The organism is Mycolicibacterium lutetiense, from assembly GCF_017876775.1.
Taxonomy (GTDB): Bacteria; Actinomycetota; Actinomycetes; order Mycobacteriales; family Mycobacteriaceae; genus Mycobacterium; species Mycobacterium lutetiense.
On the sequence record NZ_JAGIOP010000002.1, the window covers coordinates 236,865 to 250,160 of the forward strand.

Annotated in this window: 13 protein-coding genes and 2 pseudogenes; 5 read left to right on the forward strand and 10 right to left on the reverse strand. The window is 66.0% G+C overall.

What is annotated here, in order from left to right; translation table 11 throughout:
* Positions 1 to 90 precede the first annotated feature (90 nt).
* Positions 91 to 504: a hypothetical protein gene (locus JOF57_RS31410; RefSeq protein ID WP_209916199.1), complete on the forward strand. Its 414-nt coding sequence runs from the start codon at positions 91 to 93 to the stop codon at positions 502 to 504.
* 165 nt (positions 505 to 669) lie between these two features.
* Here the strand turns inward: JOF57_RS31410 and JOF57_RS10280 are convergent.
* Together JOF57_RS10280 and JOF57_RS10285 are read right to left on the reverse strand one after the other, a co-directional pair.
* Positions 670 to 972 (reverse strand): annotated as a pseudogene (locus JOF57_RS10280) (glycerol acyltransferase); the annotation flags it as partial.
* A 118-nt stretch (positions 973 to 1,090) separates the two neighbouring features.
* Positions 1,091 to 1,564: a lipase family protein gene (locus tag JOF57_RS10285; RefSeq protein ID WP_209916201.1), complete on the reverse strand. Its 474-nt coding sequence runs from the start codon at positions 1,562 to 1,564 to the stop codon at positions 1,091 to 1,093.
* Between the two features lie 36 nt (positions 1,565 to 1,600).
* Between JOF57_RS10285 and JOF57_RS10290 the strand changes: the two genes are divergently transcribed.
* A complete protein-coding gene (locus JOF57_RS10290) occupies positions 1,601 to 2,089 on the forward strand; it encodes a helix-turn-helix transcriptional regulator (protein ID WP_084621877.1) in 489 nt (162 codons plus the stop codon).
* Between the two features lie 431 nt (positions 2,090 to 2,520).
* Here JOF57_RS10290 and JOF57_RS10295 read toward each other — a convergent pair.
* The 5 genes and pseudogenes from JOF57_RS10295 to JOF57_RS10315 form a co-directional block, all read right to left on the reverse strand.
* Positions 2,521 to 3,249, reverse strand: a pseudogene (locus JOF57_RS10295) (molybdopterin-dependent oxidoreductase); the annotation flags it as partial.
* A 150-nt stretch (positions 3,250 to 3,399) separates the two neighbouring features.
* A complete protein-coding gene (locus tag JOF57_RS10300; RefSeq protein WP_209916205.1) occupies positions 3,400 to 4,395 on the reverse strand; it encodes an esterase family protein in 996 nt (331 codons plus the stop codon).
* Positions 4,396 to 4,552: 157 nt separating this feature from the next.
* Complete coding sequence (locus tag JOF57_RS10305) at positions 4,553 to 5,860, reverse strand: alpha-amylase family protein (protein ID WP_209916207.1); 1,308 nt, start codon at positions 5,858 to 5,860, stop codon at positions 4,553 to 4,555.
* Entirely contained in the window at positions 5,853 to 6,332 is a 480-nt protein-coding gene (locus JOF57_RS10310; RefSeq protein ID WP_209916209.1) for a nucleoside deaminase, read from the reverse strand. Before JOF57_RS10310 ends, JOF57_RS10305 begins: the two co-directional genes overlap by 8 nt.
* A 36-nt stretch (positions 6,333 to 6,368) precedes the next feature.
* A complete protein-coding gene (locus JOF57_RS10315; RefSeq protein WP_209916210.1) occupies positions 6,369 to 8,102 on the reverse strand; it encodes a tetratricopeptide repeat protein in 1,734 nt (577 codons plus the stop codon).
* 14 nt (positions 8,103 to 8,116) lie between these two features.
* Between JOF57_RS10315 and JOF57_RS10320 the strand changes: the two genes are divergently transcribed.
* On the forward strand, positions 8,117 to 8,746 hold the full coding sequence (locus JOF57_RS10320) for a PaaI family thioesterase (protein ID WP_209916212.1): 630 nt from the start codon (positions 8,117 to 8,119) through the stop codon (positions 8,744 to 8,746).
* On the opposite strand, the gene JOF57_RS10325 is transcribed toward JOF57_RS10320, so the two are convergent.
* Positions 8,743 to 10,764, reverse strand: coding sequence for an FUSC family protein (locus JOF57_RS10325; RefSeq protein WP_209916214.1), 2,022 nt, complete (start codon positions 10,762 to 10,764; stop codon positions 8,743 to 8,745). The genes JOF57_RS10320 and JOF57_RS10325 overlap by 4 nt on opposite strands.
* A 137-nt stretch (positions 10,765 to 10,901) precedes the next feature.
* Between JOF57_RS10325 and JOF57_RS10330 the strand changes: the two genes are divergently transcribed.
* The gene (locus JOF57_RS10330) at positions 10,902 to 11,657 is read left to right on the forward strand and encodes an enoyl-CoA hydratase/isomerase family protein (RefSeq protein WP_209916216.1); all 756 of its coding nucleotides are present in this window, start codon (positions 10,902 to 10,904) and stop codon (positions 11,655 to 11,657) included.
* Here the strand turns inward: JOF57_RS10330 and JOF57_RS10335 are convergent.
* Both JOF57_RS10335 and JOF57_RS10340 read right to left on the reverse strand, forming a co-directional pair.
* The gene (locus JOF57_RS10335) at positions 11,654 to 11,869 is read right to left on the reverse strand and encodes a (2Fe-2S)-binding protein (RefSeq protein ID WP_209916217.1); all 216 of its coding nucleotides are present in this window, start codon (positions 11,867 to 11,869) and stop codon (positions 11,654 to 11,656) included. The two genes, JOF57_RS10330 and JOF57_RS10335, sit on opposite strands and share 4 nt — an antisense overlap.
* Positions 11,869 to 12,504 carry a fatty-acid--CoA ligase gene (locus tag JOF57_RS10340; RefSeq protein WP_209916220.1) on the reverse strand — a complete coding sequence of 212 codons (636 nt, stop codon included), beginning with the start codon at positions 12,502 to 12,504 and terminating at the stop codon, positions 11,869 to 11,871. The genes JOF57_RS10335 and JOF57_RS10340 overlap by 1 nt, the downstream gene beginning before the upstream one ends.
* Positions 12,505 to 12,746: 242 nt before the next feature.
* Between JOF57_RS10340 and bfr the strand changes: the two genes are divergently transcribed.
* Positions 12,747 to 13,226 (forward strand): bacterioferritin, encoded by a 480-nt coding sequence (gene bfr / locus JOF57_RS10345; RefSeq protein WP_209916222.1) that lies wholly within the window; start codon positions 12,747 to 12,749, stop codon positions 13,224 to 13,226.
* Positions 13,227 to 13,296 lie beyond the last annotated feature (70 nt).

Genomic DNA, 13,296 nt, shown 5'->3' on the forward strand with positions numbered 1-13,296 from the left:
CACGGAGGGACCGTTCCGTTGAATTGTTGTGCGCTGAGTATAGGGCCCCCGTACCAATGCGCCGCAGGTCAGGCGCCGCCGTCGTCCACCGTGTCACCTTCAACGCCGCACATCCTCAAAAGCCGGCACTATCAGCTTTGCCGAAACCTCGGCGACTGCGACTCGTTCGAGCTCGACGCCGACACGGTGTTCGTGCGAAGCGGTCACGCGCCGAAACTCGGCAAGTGGTATGTCCCCCGGCTGATGCGCTACGACTCGACCAGTGCCTTAAGGCGCTTCAGCGAGCGTATGCCCTACCTGGCGGGTCGCGAGTCGGTCGGCAATCAGGCCCAGCACACCGCCCGGCGCCTGATACGACAGACGGAATGTCATCTGGGTCCGGCCGTCCCCGTCGTCGCGCAGCCGGAAGCGTCCACGCAGAGTCACGCCTGTGATGCCGATGAAAGCCAGGTCGCGCGGCTCGTCGAACTCGACGATTTCGATCAGGCCACCGACCGGCACTGAACCGATCTTCCAGTGCGCGGTGTAGCGAGCTCCAATCCGGGCCGTCGGTGATCGTTTCCCACCGCGCCAGGTTCGCCATGAACGTCGGATAGCAGTCGGGGTCGCCGATCACTTTCCAGATGGTGTCGCGGTCGGCGGTCACCACGCACCGGCGCTCGACGCGCATCAGCCGAGCACCGGGAAACGACGTTCGGCGGCCAGCCGGTCCACGCCGGCTTGCAAGCTGGCCATCACCTTGTCGTGCACGGCCTGGTCGTCGCCGTCCACGTCGATCGGGTCTTGTACTTCGAGCGCGATCTTGGCCGGCAGCGGAATGTGTCCGGCCAGGTCGCCGATGTTCAGTCCCCACGGCAGCGCGAGGGAGATCGGAACGCTCTTGAGCCGCAGCAGTTTGTCGGCGAGCAGCAGTTTGGCCAGCCACTGACCCCGGTTCAGGAACAGCGCCTCCTGGCCGCCGACGCTGGCCAACGTGCACTCCGCCGATACCACACACGCCGTCCTGGGTGAGCCGCCAGCCGAAACCCTGTTTTTCGTGACCATGTCCGCGGTGTACGGATGTCGCGGCTCAAGGCCGAGCAGGTCGTCATTAGGCCGCGGGTCGGCGATCTCGTGTGTCGGCGGGTGGTGGGCTCCAGGACCGGGGGGTGAGCCGTCGGCCCAAGACGACCTTCGCGGCAACGAGAGCCATGTTGAGCAGTCCGCGTATTCCGTTTAGCGACGCTGCTGTCGACCACACCGTCTTGATGCCCGGTGGGGGAAGCGGCCGTCTGGCGATGCGGTCGGTCAGCCACTCCAGCGCTGTCGGCGTCGACAAGGGCATCAGGGTGATGTGCTCGCTGAGCCGGTCGCGTAGATATTGCACGTGCGCCCCGGCGTCGAGGTAGCGATCGACCTGCCCATCGACGTCGGCGATGTCGATGAACTGGTCGTGCACGGGCGCCACGACCAGCAGTGGACAGGTTGGCGCCCGCTGTCCGAGCCGGAGGCCGTCGATGATGGTGACGATTTCTGGTTCGGCGAGCAGGTCGGCCATCGGTATGTCGAGGTAGTCGTCGCTCATCCCGCGCCGGCGTCGCTCGAACCGTATCGGGCGTTCGTGCCGCTGCCCGCGTTCAACGCGGACTCGAACTTCATCCAGTTGAACCGCGACATACTCGACCTGCCCCTCCCGCAGGCAGACCCGTACGCGGCAGCGGCCACCCAAGAGCAATGCCGACACATGCTGGCCCAACGTCGTGCGCGATCCGGGTACGCGGGACAGGTCCGCGATCGATTGGTGCAACAGCCGGGGAATCTGCCCGACTTGGAGGCCGTCGCTTCAGAACTTCACATGAGTTCGCGCACGCTGCGGCGCAACCTCACCAAAGAAGGAACCTCCTACCGGAGCCTCGTCGATGAAGTTCGCGAGCGTCTCGCCGACGAACTCCTCGCCACCGGCGCACTCAGCGTCGCCGAGATCGGCCGACGTTTGGGTTATGCCGACACACCAAGCTTCACCTCCGCCTTCAAGAGATGGAAAGGCGACGTTCCGCCGCGTACATACGCCAAATATGTTCGGCAGCAATCCAACCGAGGCTCAGACTAACGTTTAGCCGGATGAACAAGCGCGTGCCCAACACCGACGACGACGCCACCGAGCTGTTAGCGATACCTGCCATATGAGCTTCGGCCTGGCCATCTCAGCCCGGCCATCTCACGACCGTACCGGCATGACAAAGCCGAAGCGGATTCCGGTAGCCACCAGGAGTTGTGCGGAAACCCATGAATCCCCGTCGTCGTCTCGTTACGTTTTCTGTCTCGGAGGGCGACGGTTCCCAGCCAATCTGACTAGTCACCACGATTGCAGCATGTGACCCCGCCGTCACGCGTTGGCTCGTCTGTAGAAACGAGACAGCCAGCCGACGCCAGTGCCGACCGGATGTATCCGCAGTTAACGTTGTCTCATTTCCTGTCTTGTCTCCCATGTCGGGCGATCATGATCGGCTGGGTGGACAACTGTCGAATGGGCGAGTGAACCACCATGCCGTGGATGCGCAATCGCCACTCGTCGCGGCTCAACTGCGGAACGCTGAGTGCGGTGTCCACGCGGTAGAAGTCCGCGCTGTCGGTGATGAAGCTGGGCAGCGCAACGTTTTTGGGCTGGGCGTCGGGCGGTAGCGGGGGAGCCGGCACGCGCGGCATCGGCAGCTCAGCGGTGTCGCGTTCTGCCGCCACCGAACTCGTCATCCGGCCGACAACGACACCCAGAAGTCCGGTGGCCGCACCGAATCCGAGCAGACCGGCGGTGGCCAGCCACATGCGCCTGGTGGTGTCGAACTGCTCGGCATCGTCGTTCGGGGTGGTCCACAGTCGCTGCACGAGCAGTCGCAGTACCGCGACTCCACCGGCGGTGCCCACCACCGTCGGCACGATGTCGGCCATTGTCGCGCCGGGCCGCGAGAGCACTGCCGCGCAGGCGACCAGTCCGGCGACCACGAAGATCGCGCTGCCGATCCGGCGGCGCCGGGTTTCGTACGTCGCGGCGATGGCCGCGATGGTGGCGATCACCGCCAGCACGACGACGGCGAGGAACAGTTTGTCCAGGCTGCCCAGCGTTTGGATCACGAACTCTTTGACCGGGCCCGGGGTCAGGTCCACGATCGCCGAACCGACCGCGTTGAGCGGATCGGCCGGTGCCCCGAACGGAATGGTGACAAGCTGAGCGATGCCGAGCGAGACCGCGGCAGCAGCAACTCCGCCGAGCATCCGTGCGTTCGACGAGGGCTCGGGCGAGGGCTCGGACGAGCCCTCGGATGAGGACGTTGAGGAGTGAGCCATCGTCACCAAGCTACTCCCGGAAACCGAACAGGGAGCCTGTCGTGGGGGTGACGACAGGCTCCCTGGTTTGGTTGATTGCTAGGTGGCCGACTGTGCGCCGAGCACCCGCTGGATATCGGGCTTCATCTGCTGCAGCTGCTGTCCCCAGTAGTTCCAGGCGTGCGTGCCGTTGGCCGGGAAGTTGAACACCCCGTTGGTGCCGCCGGCGGCGATGTAGTTGTCCCGGAACGTCACGTTGGTGCGCAGGGTCAGCCCCTCGAGGAACTGGGCCGCCAGCAGGTTGCCGCCGTTGGTCCCGGCATCGAGGTCCGACGGGGTACCGGTGCCGCAGTAGATCCAGACGCGGGTGTTGTTGGCGACCAACTGGTTGATGTTGACCATCGGGTCATTGCGCTTCCAGGCCGGGTCGGTCGATGGGCCCCACATGCTCTCGGCGTTGTATCCGCCGGCGTCGTTCATCGCCAGGCCGATCAGCATCGGCCACCAGCCCTCGGACGGGTTCAGGAAGCCCGAAAGGGTTCCGGCATAGATGAACTGCTGCGGGTGATGGATCGCGTAGGTCAGCGCCGCGCTGCCTGCCATCGAGATGCCGACGACGGCGTTGCCGGTCTGCGAGACGCCGCGGTTGGCGGCCAACCAGGTCGGCAGCTCGTTCGTCAGGAAGGTCTCCCACTTATAGGTGTAGTCCTGACCGTTGCCCTTCGAGGGTTGGTACCAGTCGGTGTAGAAGCTGGACTGGCCGCCGACCGGCATGACCACCGACAGGCCCGAATCGTTGTACCACTCGAATGCGGGGGTGTTGATATCCCAGCCGCTGAAGTCGTCCTGGGCGCGCAGGCCGTCGAGCAGGTAGACCGCGTGCGGCCCGCCGCCCTGGAACTGGACGCGGATGTCGCGGTTCATCGACGGCGAGAACACGTCGAGGTATTCCACCGGCAGGCCCGGCCGGGAGAATGCACCAGCGGTCGCCGAACCCCCTGCGAGACCGATCAGCGCGGGCAGGGTGGCGGCTGCCATTGCCCCAGCCGCCAGTCGGCGCATCCACGCTCCGCGAATCTTGTTGAGGACCTTCATAACGGCAACCAACCGTCCTTTCTGCACGTGTTCCAAGCAGTTTGCCGCTTGCCTCGGTAGTGAAACATGTGCCACACCAGTCACACGCGCAACAACACCGGGCGGGCAGATCGCGGTTTACTAACGGTTGGAACTCGGCGCCGAGACACTTGACGAGTCAGTGCGGCTGGATGATCAGCCACCCGTGTGGCGGAACCCCGGTCCGGGTGACGTCGTCCTGGGGCGGCGCGCCCGAACCCGCGATCACCCGACCCGACCTCACCCCGAGGTCGGGCAACGACAGTGAAAGCGGTGCGTCGTCGATGTTGAACGCGACGATCAACGACTCGGGGCCGGCGCCGGTCCGGTAGACGTAGTGCGTGTTGGTCAGCAGCAAGGGCGCGGTCCTCGCCGTGTGCAGCCACGGATGGCGCCTGCGTAATCCGATCAAATACTGATGCAGCCGTAGTGCATCGGAATCATCTGGGGGAGTAGAGAATTCCGGTCGGACGGCGTCGTCGCCACCGCGACGTTCCTCTTTGACGCCGCGGTAGGCCGACTCGTCGCCGGCATAGATACTCGGGGTTCCACCGCTGGTCAGCAACAACACCAGCGCGTGTTCGAGGTGCGCGGAATTCTGCAACTGGCTGGCGATCCGGGTCACGTCATGGTTGCCCACGAAGGTCAGCGGTACGAAGGTGTCGAGGAAGTCGTTGTGCCGCTTCAGCGCCCAGTCCAGCTCGTGGAAGTTGCCGTCGTTCAGGCTGCTCCAGATGGCCTTCCACAGCTCGTACTGGGTCACCGAGTCGAAGGTGGAGGCGCGGACGGTCGCGGCGTAGTCGCCGTGGATCACCTCGCCGACGAACCAGGCCTCGGGGAACTCGCGACGCACCGACGGCAACACCTGCGCCCAGAACCGGTCGGGTACCGCGTACGCGGCGTCGAGGCGCCAGCCGTCGGCGCCGCGGCTCAACCAGTGCCGCATCACGGCGGCGGTGTGGTCCACCACTGCGGGCTCATCGTGGTCGAGCGTGATCAGCTCGTCGTGTCCTTCGAATGTGTCGAACCGAAAGTCCTTGCCGCGGCGGCGAAACCAGCGGGATGCGGGGTGATCCGGTCCGCCCTCGACGGCCTGACGGTACCGGGCGAAGTCGGTGCCCACGTGGTTGAACACCCCGTCGAGCAGGATGCGCAGTCCGCGTTGTCGGGCCTCGGCGACCAGATGGTCGAAGTCGTCGTCGTCGCCCAGGCGTGGGTCGATCCGGAAATGGTCGGTGGTGTCATACCCGTGGGTGCGTGACGCGAAGATCGGCCCGAGCGCGATGCCGGAGGCGCCGAGTTGCACGGCGTGATCCAGCCATTCGGCGATCCGGCGCAACCGGTGTTCATCGGTCGACGGCGGCTGGTCGGTGGGAAACGCACCGACGAAGCCCAGCGGATACACCTGCCACCAGATGGCATGCGCGATCCACGCGGGCTCAGGCACGAAACCTCACCGCGTACAGGGCCTTCATGGTCTCGGCCAGTTCCGGGGCTGGGCCGTCCACGTCGATACCGGGGGCCACGGTGGTGATGGGTAGCGGCGCCACCGGACCGGCCGGCACACCCCATTCGGACAGCCAGCCGCTCAGTTGCGCCGAGGAGGTGGCGTAGACGATCCGGTTCAGGCCGACCCAGGCGTGCGCGGCGGAGCACATCGGGCAGTGCTCACCTGAGGTGTACACGGTGGCGCGGGCCCGGTCCTCGGGGCTCAGGTGCTCGACGGCCCAGCGGGCGATGGCGAATTCGGGATGTTGGGTGGCGTCCCCGTCCTTGACCCTGTTGCGGTCGGTGAACATCGTCGTGCCAGCGTGATCGACCAGTATCGATCCGAAGGGTTCGTCGCCGTCGTCGAGCGCTTCGCGGGCCAAATCGACACATTTGCGCAGCTGACCCAGGTCGTTGTCGCTGATGGCCACGGAGGCGAGTTTACGCCCGAACCGATGTCGGACCCCTCAGTCGCCGTCACAGCATGGCTTCGCCACGTCGAGTCGGCAGGCGCAGGACGCGCGGATCGCGACGTCCGCGCGCGCCGATGCCAACTCGAGTTGCTGCCCGATGATGAGCGCCTCGGCGTCGCGGCCCAAGCGCGAAAGACACTCGTGGTAGCCGTGCAGACTCCACACGTTGTTCGGATGATGGCTGGACCGGCTCAGGGTGGGGTCCAGGCCGAGGTCGGCGGCGTAGACGCGGGCGGCCTCCTCGACATGATCCTGTTCGAGCAGGAGCGCACCGTAGGCATGCCGGGTCGGCTGCATCCAGCCCCACGGTTCGTCGTAGGGCAGGGCGTCGTCCAGTTCGATGGCCCGGCGCAAATAGCCGAACGAGGTGTCGTAATCACCTTCCCGGTAGGCGATTTCGCCGTTGAGCATCTGCTCGGCGATGGCCAGGATGTCGCGGCTGGTGTTGTTGAACAGGTAGCGCGTATCGGGGATGCGCCGGTACGCCGAGAGGAATTTCTCCCGCTCGGCGCGGGCCTGCTCCAGCTGCCCGGTGGCCGCGTAGGCGACGCCGCGGCCGTAATGGATCGTTGCGGTGGTGGTGCAGTACAGGTCGGGATCGGTGGGCAGCGGTTCGGCGATCAGGTCGTCCCAGCGGCCGAACCGCACCAGCACGTGCACCCGCAGGGGCACGAAGGCCTCGAGCCAGTCGGCCATCGGCGGTGAGGAGACCGAGAGCACATCGGGGGTGAGTTGGGCGGCGAGTTCCTCGGCCGCGTCCAGGGCGATCTGCGAACTGCCCTCGAACATGGCCGAATACACCACGAAATGCAGGTCGTGCGCGCGATACAAGGAATAGAAGTTGAAGGCGCCCTCGCGTGCGACGAATTTCCGGTCAGCGTGTACCGCAGCGAGGTTGGCCGTCACCGAGTTGCGGTAGTCGCCGCACAGTACGTCGATGTGGCTGGCCATGTGTTGCAGATGTCCGGCGTCGGGAACCAGTCCGCGCAGCAGGTCGGCGGCAGGCATTGCTGCCTGCGGTGTTGTCGACATCTCCATTGCGTGGATGTACAGGTGCAGCACCCCCGGGTGTTGCCGTCCGGCAGGGGTGGCCAGCGCCGCGTCGAGGATCCGTTTCGCCTCCACCACACGAGATCCCGGTGCGGGCTCACCGGTGCGACCGTCCCACAACGCCCAGGCGGTCACGTTGAGCAGGGCGTCGGCGGCCAGTGTCTGCACGTCGATGTCGTCGGGATGGGTGGCGGCCAGTGCCGTCATCGCATCGGCGTAGTCGGCATGCCCGGCCGTCAGGGCCTCCGCGTCATCGGGGTCGGCGGTCGGAAATCGCTTGTGCAGAGCGGTGATCAGGTCGCGCTCCAGCGCCGAGGCGCGGCCCGTGGCAGCGCGCTCGAGTTCGGCCAGGGCGCGGGCCAGCGAGGTGCTCAGGTCGGTGGGGTCGAACGCGTCCCAGGCCTTGTTGTAGTTGGGGCCGACCGCGTAGGCGATACCCCAGCGGGCGAGGGCGAAATCCGGGTCGAGCTGCAACGCACGCTCGAAGCACCGGATGGCCTCTTCGTGGTTGAAGGCGTAGGACCAGACCATGCCGCGGTCGAACCAGACCTGCGCCGGCGGTGAGGGGGTGTCCGTCGGACGGTGGTACGTCCCGAGTCGGTAGTACGGTTCGGTCTCGGCGAGATCCGTCACGGTGCTGACGCTACCTGGACGGGTCGACACCGGAGCGCCGAACATGTTCTAGTTCACCCATGCCGGGTTATACCCATGTCGAGGGTCTCAGTTCCGCGGACGTGCAGCGTCTGCGGTCGGTGTGGGCACCGCTGGCCGATTCCGTGCGGGCACTGATTGATGCCTCGATCCGTTCGGAGGTCGACGCCGACGAGGTCGCGGCCGTGCAGGCCCAGATCGATGCGGCGACCGCGCGGTTGCAGGCCAAACAGATCGACGGGCCGTTCGGCGTCCGGTTCACCTCGGACGGCGACCGGATGCCGTGGGGCAACCCGGCGATCGGCATCCGCAATCCGATCGCACCGCCCCTGGTGATCGTCAAGGATCCCGACGGTGGCGTGCGAACCGACTTCCACCTCGGTGCGCCCTACGAGGGGCCACCTGGTCACGTGCACGGGGGCATGGTGGCGATGGTGCTCGATCATGTGTTGGGGGAGGTGGCTGCCAGCGACTCCGATCGCCCGCGGTTCACCGGCACCCTGACCATCCGTTATCTGCGGGCCACCCCGCTGGGTGATCTGCACGCCGAGGGGCGGATCACCCGCACGGACGGGATCAAAGCCTTTGCCTCCGGCCATGTTTCCGATGCCCAGGGAATCACCGCCGAGGCCGAAGGGGTGTTCATCCTGCCGAAATGGGCGCGCAGCTAACGCGAATCACCTGCGGGTTCCACGCGATCGATGGCGATGTCCTGCAGGCTGCGGGTGATCGTGGTCAGTTCGCCGATCAGAATGCGCGCCGCGCCGTTGTCGGCAGACAACGTCGATGCCACGTTGTGGACCCTCCGCAATGCGGCCGACAGTTCGGCGGTGTCCAGGCTCCACGGCACCGCGGGGCTCGGTGGCGCGCCGCGCAGGGCCTCCACGTAGTCGTCCACCGCAGCGATGAACTCGCCGTGCAGGGCCGACGAGGGATGTGTCGGCAGGCTGTTCTCCAGCGTGGTGCACGCGCTGGTCACCGAATTCAATGCGGAGCGGTAGGACCGCAACCAGCGTCGCAGGAGCGGCGGTTCGAGGCTGGTGGCGCCCCACGCGGCCTCGAACGCCGCACGGGCCCGGAAGGCCCGTTGCCACGCCGCCGAGAGGATCTCGGCAGGATGGTCGATTTCGTGCACGAATGCCTTGATCACGAGTGCGGCGTAGTCGATCTCGGTCATCAGCAGTTCACCGGCGCGCTGGCGCAGCCGGATGAGGGCGTGGTCGGGCAGCGCTACGTGGGCCATCACGGCCAGGGCGCCGCCGATCATCATGGCGAACAGTCGGTCGGTGTCACCCGACCACGGCGCGGACGCGCTCACCCCGACCGCGAACATGACGATCGCGCCCACCGCCGCGCCGACCGGGAGATAGCCGAACTGTGCGACGCCGTAGGCCAGCCCGACGAACAGCAGCGCGCATATCGCCGAACCGATCGGGCCGGGTTGCCACACAAGCGTGATGGCCGAGGCAACGATGATGCCGACGCCGAGTCCGGCGATCCGCCCGGCACACCGCGTGTAGGTGTGCGCCGTTTCCGGCCGCAGCACCACCACGGCGGCCAGGGGCATCCAGTAGCCGTGCTCCAGCCCGCTGTAGCGGGCCGCTGCCACCGCCAGCGCGGCGGTCACCGACAGTCGGATGGCGTGGCGCAGGATCGGCGAGGTCCAGGTCAGGTGTGACCGGACGACGGCGGGCGCCGAGGCCAGCGAGCCGATCAGGTCGGGCCGGTGCAGGCGGCCGAACCTCAGCACCGCGGCCTCGCGCAGCTGTTCGCAGAAGCGTTGTGCCAGAGCCGCTTCGGGTCCGGTCACGGCGGCAGCGGCGGTCTGAACCCGCACCAGGGCATGCTCGGCGTCGCGGCGTGCGGTGTGACCGTGGTCGGCGATCGCGTCGAGCAGCACCGCCGCGGCGGTCAGAAGTTGGGGAAGTCCGGTGTCGCCCGGGTTCGTGTCGTCGGTCGGGTCGTCACGGTCAGCGGTGGCGCGCAACGCGGCCAGGGTGCCGGCGAGGCGCTCCGGGAGGCGAAATCCGCCGTGGTAGGCCCGTGGCCGTTGACTCACCTGACTGTCGGCGAACACCTCTCGCAGCCACGTGAGCGGGGAGTCGTCGACGGTCGCGGTGCAATCGGCTGCGACCTTGCGGGCGTCGCCGGCCAACGACTGGTAGGCCCGGGTCAGCCCGTGGCGCTGGGCGCGCCAGCGCCGCGGCGGCCACACGGCGATCAGCGCCGCCTGGACCACTCCGGCGACGATGACCAGGGTGGGTGCCAACAGCGACTGCCCCAGCGTCGGTGGGATCGGTGGCGCCAGCACCAGCAACGCGCTGGCCGCGGAGGCCACCAGGCCGGAGTTGGCACCCAGCGACCACTGCATGCCCGCGGCGAAGCACCACAGGGCAACCACCGCGATGAAGACGGGACTGTAGCCGCCGACGAGGGTGCCCAGCAGCACCGCGATCGCCAACTCCACGGACCCGGTGACCACCAGCGGCACCCGGCCGCCGGGACTGCGCTGCAGCGCGATCGCACCGGCGATCACGCCGCCGCCCAGCGTCCACATCGCTGTCGCGCCGGAACCCCATGCCAGGGCGACCGCAGTCACCGCCAGAACGCCGATCAGGCTTCGGGTCACCGCACCGGCGTCAGGAATATTGAGCCGGAGGGCGTCGGCTGCCTGTCCACCTGTGTGCACCTCACCATTCTTGCTCGCAATCGGCCGTCGGTGGGGCAACCGCCCACGCGTGGCGCACATCACGTACCCGGACGGTCATAGTGGAACGTGTTCTAGTTAGGCTGCAGCGGCCACGGCGCGCACGCGAGGAGTGAGAGATGACCCTGCTGATCGAGGACAACAATCGGGTTCGCACGCTGACCCTCAACCGTCCCGACGCGCTCAACGCGTTCAACGAGGCGCTGTACGACGCGACGACGGTCGCCCTGCGTGCCGCTGCCGAGGATCCCGACGTGGCGGTGGTGCTGCTGACCGGGGCCGGCCGGGGATTCAGCGCGGGCAATGACCTCGTCGAGATGCAGGCCCGCATCGCCAACCCGGAATCCACCCCCGGTGAGCACGGGTTCTACGGGATGCTCGAGGTGCTCGCGGATTTCCCGAAACCGTTGATCTGTGCGGTCAATGGGGTCGGTGTGGGTATCGGCGCCACCATCCTCGGGTTCGCAGACCTGGCGTTCATGTCGTCCTCGGCCCGGTTGAAGTGTCCCTTCACCAGCCTTGGGGTGGCCCCCGAGGCGGCTTCGTCGTATCTGATGCCGCGAATGCTCGGCAGGCAGAACGCCGCCTGGCTGCTGATGTCCTCGGAGTGGGTGAGTGCGGCCGAGGCCCGCGAGATGGGTCTGGTGTGGAAGGTCTGCGAGCCCGACGATCTGCTGAGTGAGGCCAGGGGATACGCCGAAATCCTGGCAGCCAAGCCGATTTCGAGCCTGATAGCCGTCAAGCAGGCGATGGTGGCACCGATTCGCGACCAGATCTCGGCGGCCGTGGAGCGGGAGAAGGCGTTGTTCGCCGAACTCGTAGGTGCGGCGGCCAACGTCGACGCATTGGCTCAGTTCGCCGATCGTAAGGGCTAGTGGGTGGCCCGTGACGGGCAACCGTTGGACTGGTTGGGGCACCCCTCAGCCGCCTGATGGGCGGCGATGATGGCGCGGATGGTGCGTCGGCACCGTCCGCAGTCGGCGCCGGCGCCGCAGGCCTCCGCCACCGCTTTGGAGGTGGTGGCGCCGGACTCGACGATCTCGGTGACGACCTGACTGGTCGCCCCCGTGCACAGGCAGACGAACATCAGTCGTCCTGCTCGTCGACGTTCATGATGTGGGCCAACTTGCCCACGAACAGGCTCGGGTAGGCGCCGAAACCGGCTGTGGTCATCCACTCGGCGGCCGCATCCGGATGATCGATCCACTGCCGGGCGCTGATCTCGTCGGAGACCTCCTGCAGGATCATCACTTCCTGGCCGTCGTCGAGTGCCTGATAGACCCAGATCTTCCGGATACCGCCCTGCTCGAAGCGCTCGAGACCGTCGTGCACCTTGCGCATCAAGGTCGGCACGTCGTCGACGGTGGCCACCGCGCCGACGATCACCCCGGCCACGTGCTCGTCCGGGGCAGGTTCGGTCAGGTCGATCTTCTCCACCACTTCACCGCCGAATATCGGTGGAATATCTTCGACGCCGGAAATGTCGAACCACTCAAAAATTGCCGGTGAACGCAGCACGTCGCGGATTGACCGGGCGTGCCGAATTCCGATCGTGACCAATACCCGGCCCGGCTCCCAAATAGATTTGTAGAGCACCACGTGATGGGCGCCGATCGATAACAATCCCGAGCGATGTTTCTTCATCCATTTCCACATTTGTTCGACATCGTCGACGCGGAAATCGCAGGATAAAATGAGCGAGTGTAAATCGTACTCACTCATTTGTTACCGACCTTTCATTCGGGACCTGGCGTTAATATTAGCGCAGTCTAACCTTAGTTAGGACAGGCAGTCCACTCTTCGTGGCCACGCTTCGGGTGCGGTGACACCGGCTCTCCGGTAATGCCGCACGAACACGCCGAATTGGGCGTCATCATTGCGCTACACCGTGATATCTGGACTAGATTGGATGTGCGCGGTAAACAGCAACACTTGACCAGCCCTCAAGGTGCTTAGGAGTGATCATGCAAGGCGATCCGGATGTTCTGAAATTGCTCAATGAGCAATTGACGAGCGAACTCACTGCAATCAACCAATATTTCCTGCATTCGAAGATGCAGGATAATTGGGGATTTACCGAACTGGCTGAACATACCCGTGCCGAATCATTCGAGGAGATGCGGCACGCGGAGACCATCACTGATCGAATCCTGCTGCTGGACGGTCTTCCGAACTACCAGCGGCTGTTCTCGTTGCGCGTCGGACAGACTCTTCGTGAGCAGTTCGAGGCCGATCTGGCGATCGAGTACGAGGTGGTCGCCCGGCTGCGTCCCGGAATAATCATGTGCCGGGAAAAAGAGGATGCGACCTCGGCGCGGATCCTGGAGACGATCCTCGGCGACGAGGAAGGCCACATCGACTACCTGGAAACCCAGCTCGAGCTCATGGAGAAGTTGGGCGACGCGCTCTATGCCGCGCAGTGCGTCTCCCGGCCACCTCAATAGGGGTCGGTAGCGCAGCCAGTTTCAGTCGTGGCCGCCCTGGGTAGCCGGTGCACCGCCGGTTGTCCGGGGC

What these genes read in the sequence shown, in the direction of transcription:
- JOF57_RS10320 (WP_209916212.1), top strand. Translation starts at nt 8,117, where the DNA reads ATGCCGGGTTATACCCATGTCGAGGGTCTCAGTTCCGCGGACGTGCAG.
- JOF57_RS10300 (WP_209916205.1), bottom strand. Translation starts at nt 4,395, where the DNA reads ATGAAGGTCCTCAACAAGATTCGCGGAGCGTGGATGCGCCGACTGGCG.
- JOF57_RS10315 (WP_209916210.1), bottom strand. Translation starts at nt 8,102, where the DNA reads ATGTTCGGCGCTCCGGTGTCGACCCGTCCAGGTAGCGTCAGCACCGTG.
- JOF57_RS10330 (WP_209916216.1), top strand. Translation starts at nt 10,902, where the DNA reads ATGACCCTGCTGATCGAGGACAACAATCGGGTTCGCACGCTGACCCTC.
- JOF57_RS10285 (WP_209916201.1), bottom strand. Translation starts at nt 1,564, where the DNA reads ATGAGCGACGACTACCTCGACATACCGATGGCCGACCTGCTCGCCGAA.
- bfr (WP_209916222.1), top strand. Translation starts at nt 12,747, where the DNA reads ATGCAAGGCGATCCGGATGTTCTGAAATTGCTCAATGAGCAATTGACG.
- JOF57_RS10340 (WP_209916220.1), bottom strand. Translation starts at nt 12,504, where the DNA reads ATGAGTGAGTACGATTTACACTCGCTCATTTTATCCTGCGATTTCCGC.
- JOF57_RS10335 (WP_209916217.1), bottom strand. Translation starts at nt 11,869, where the DNA reads ATGTTCGTCTGCCTGTGCACGGGGGCGACCAGTCAGGTCGTCACCGAG.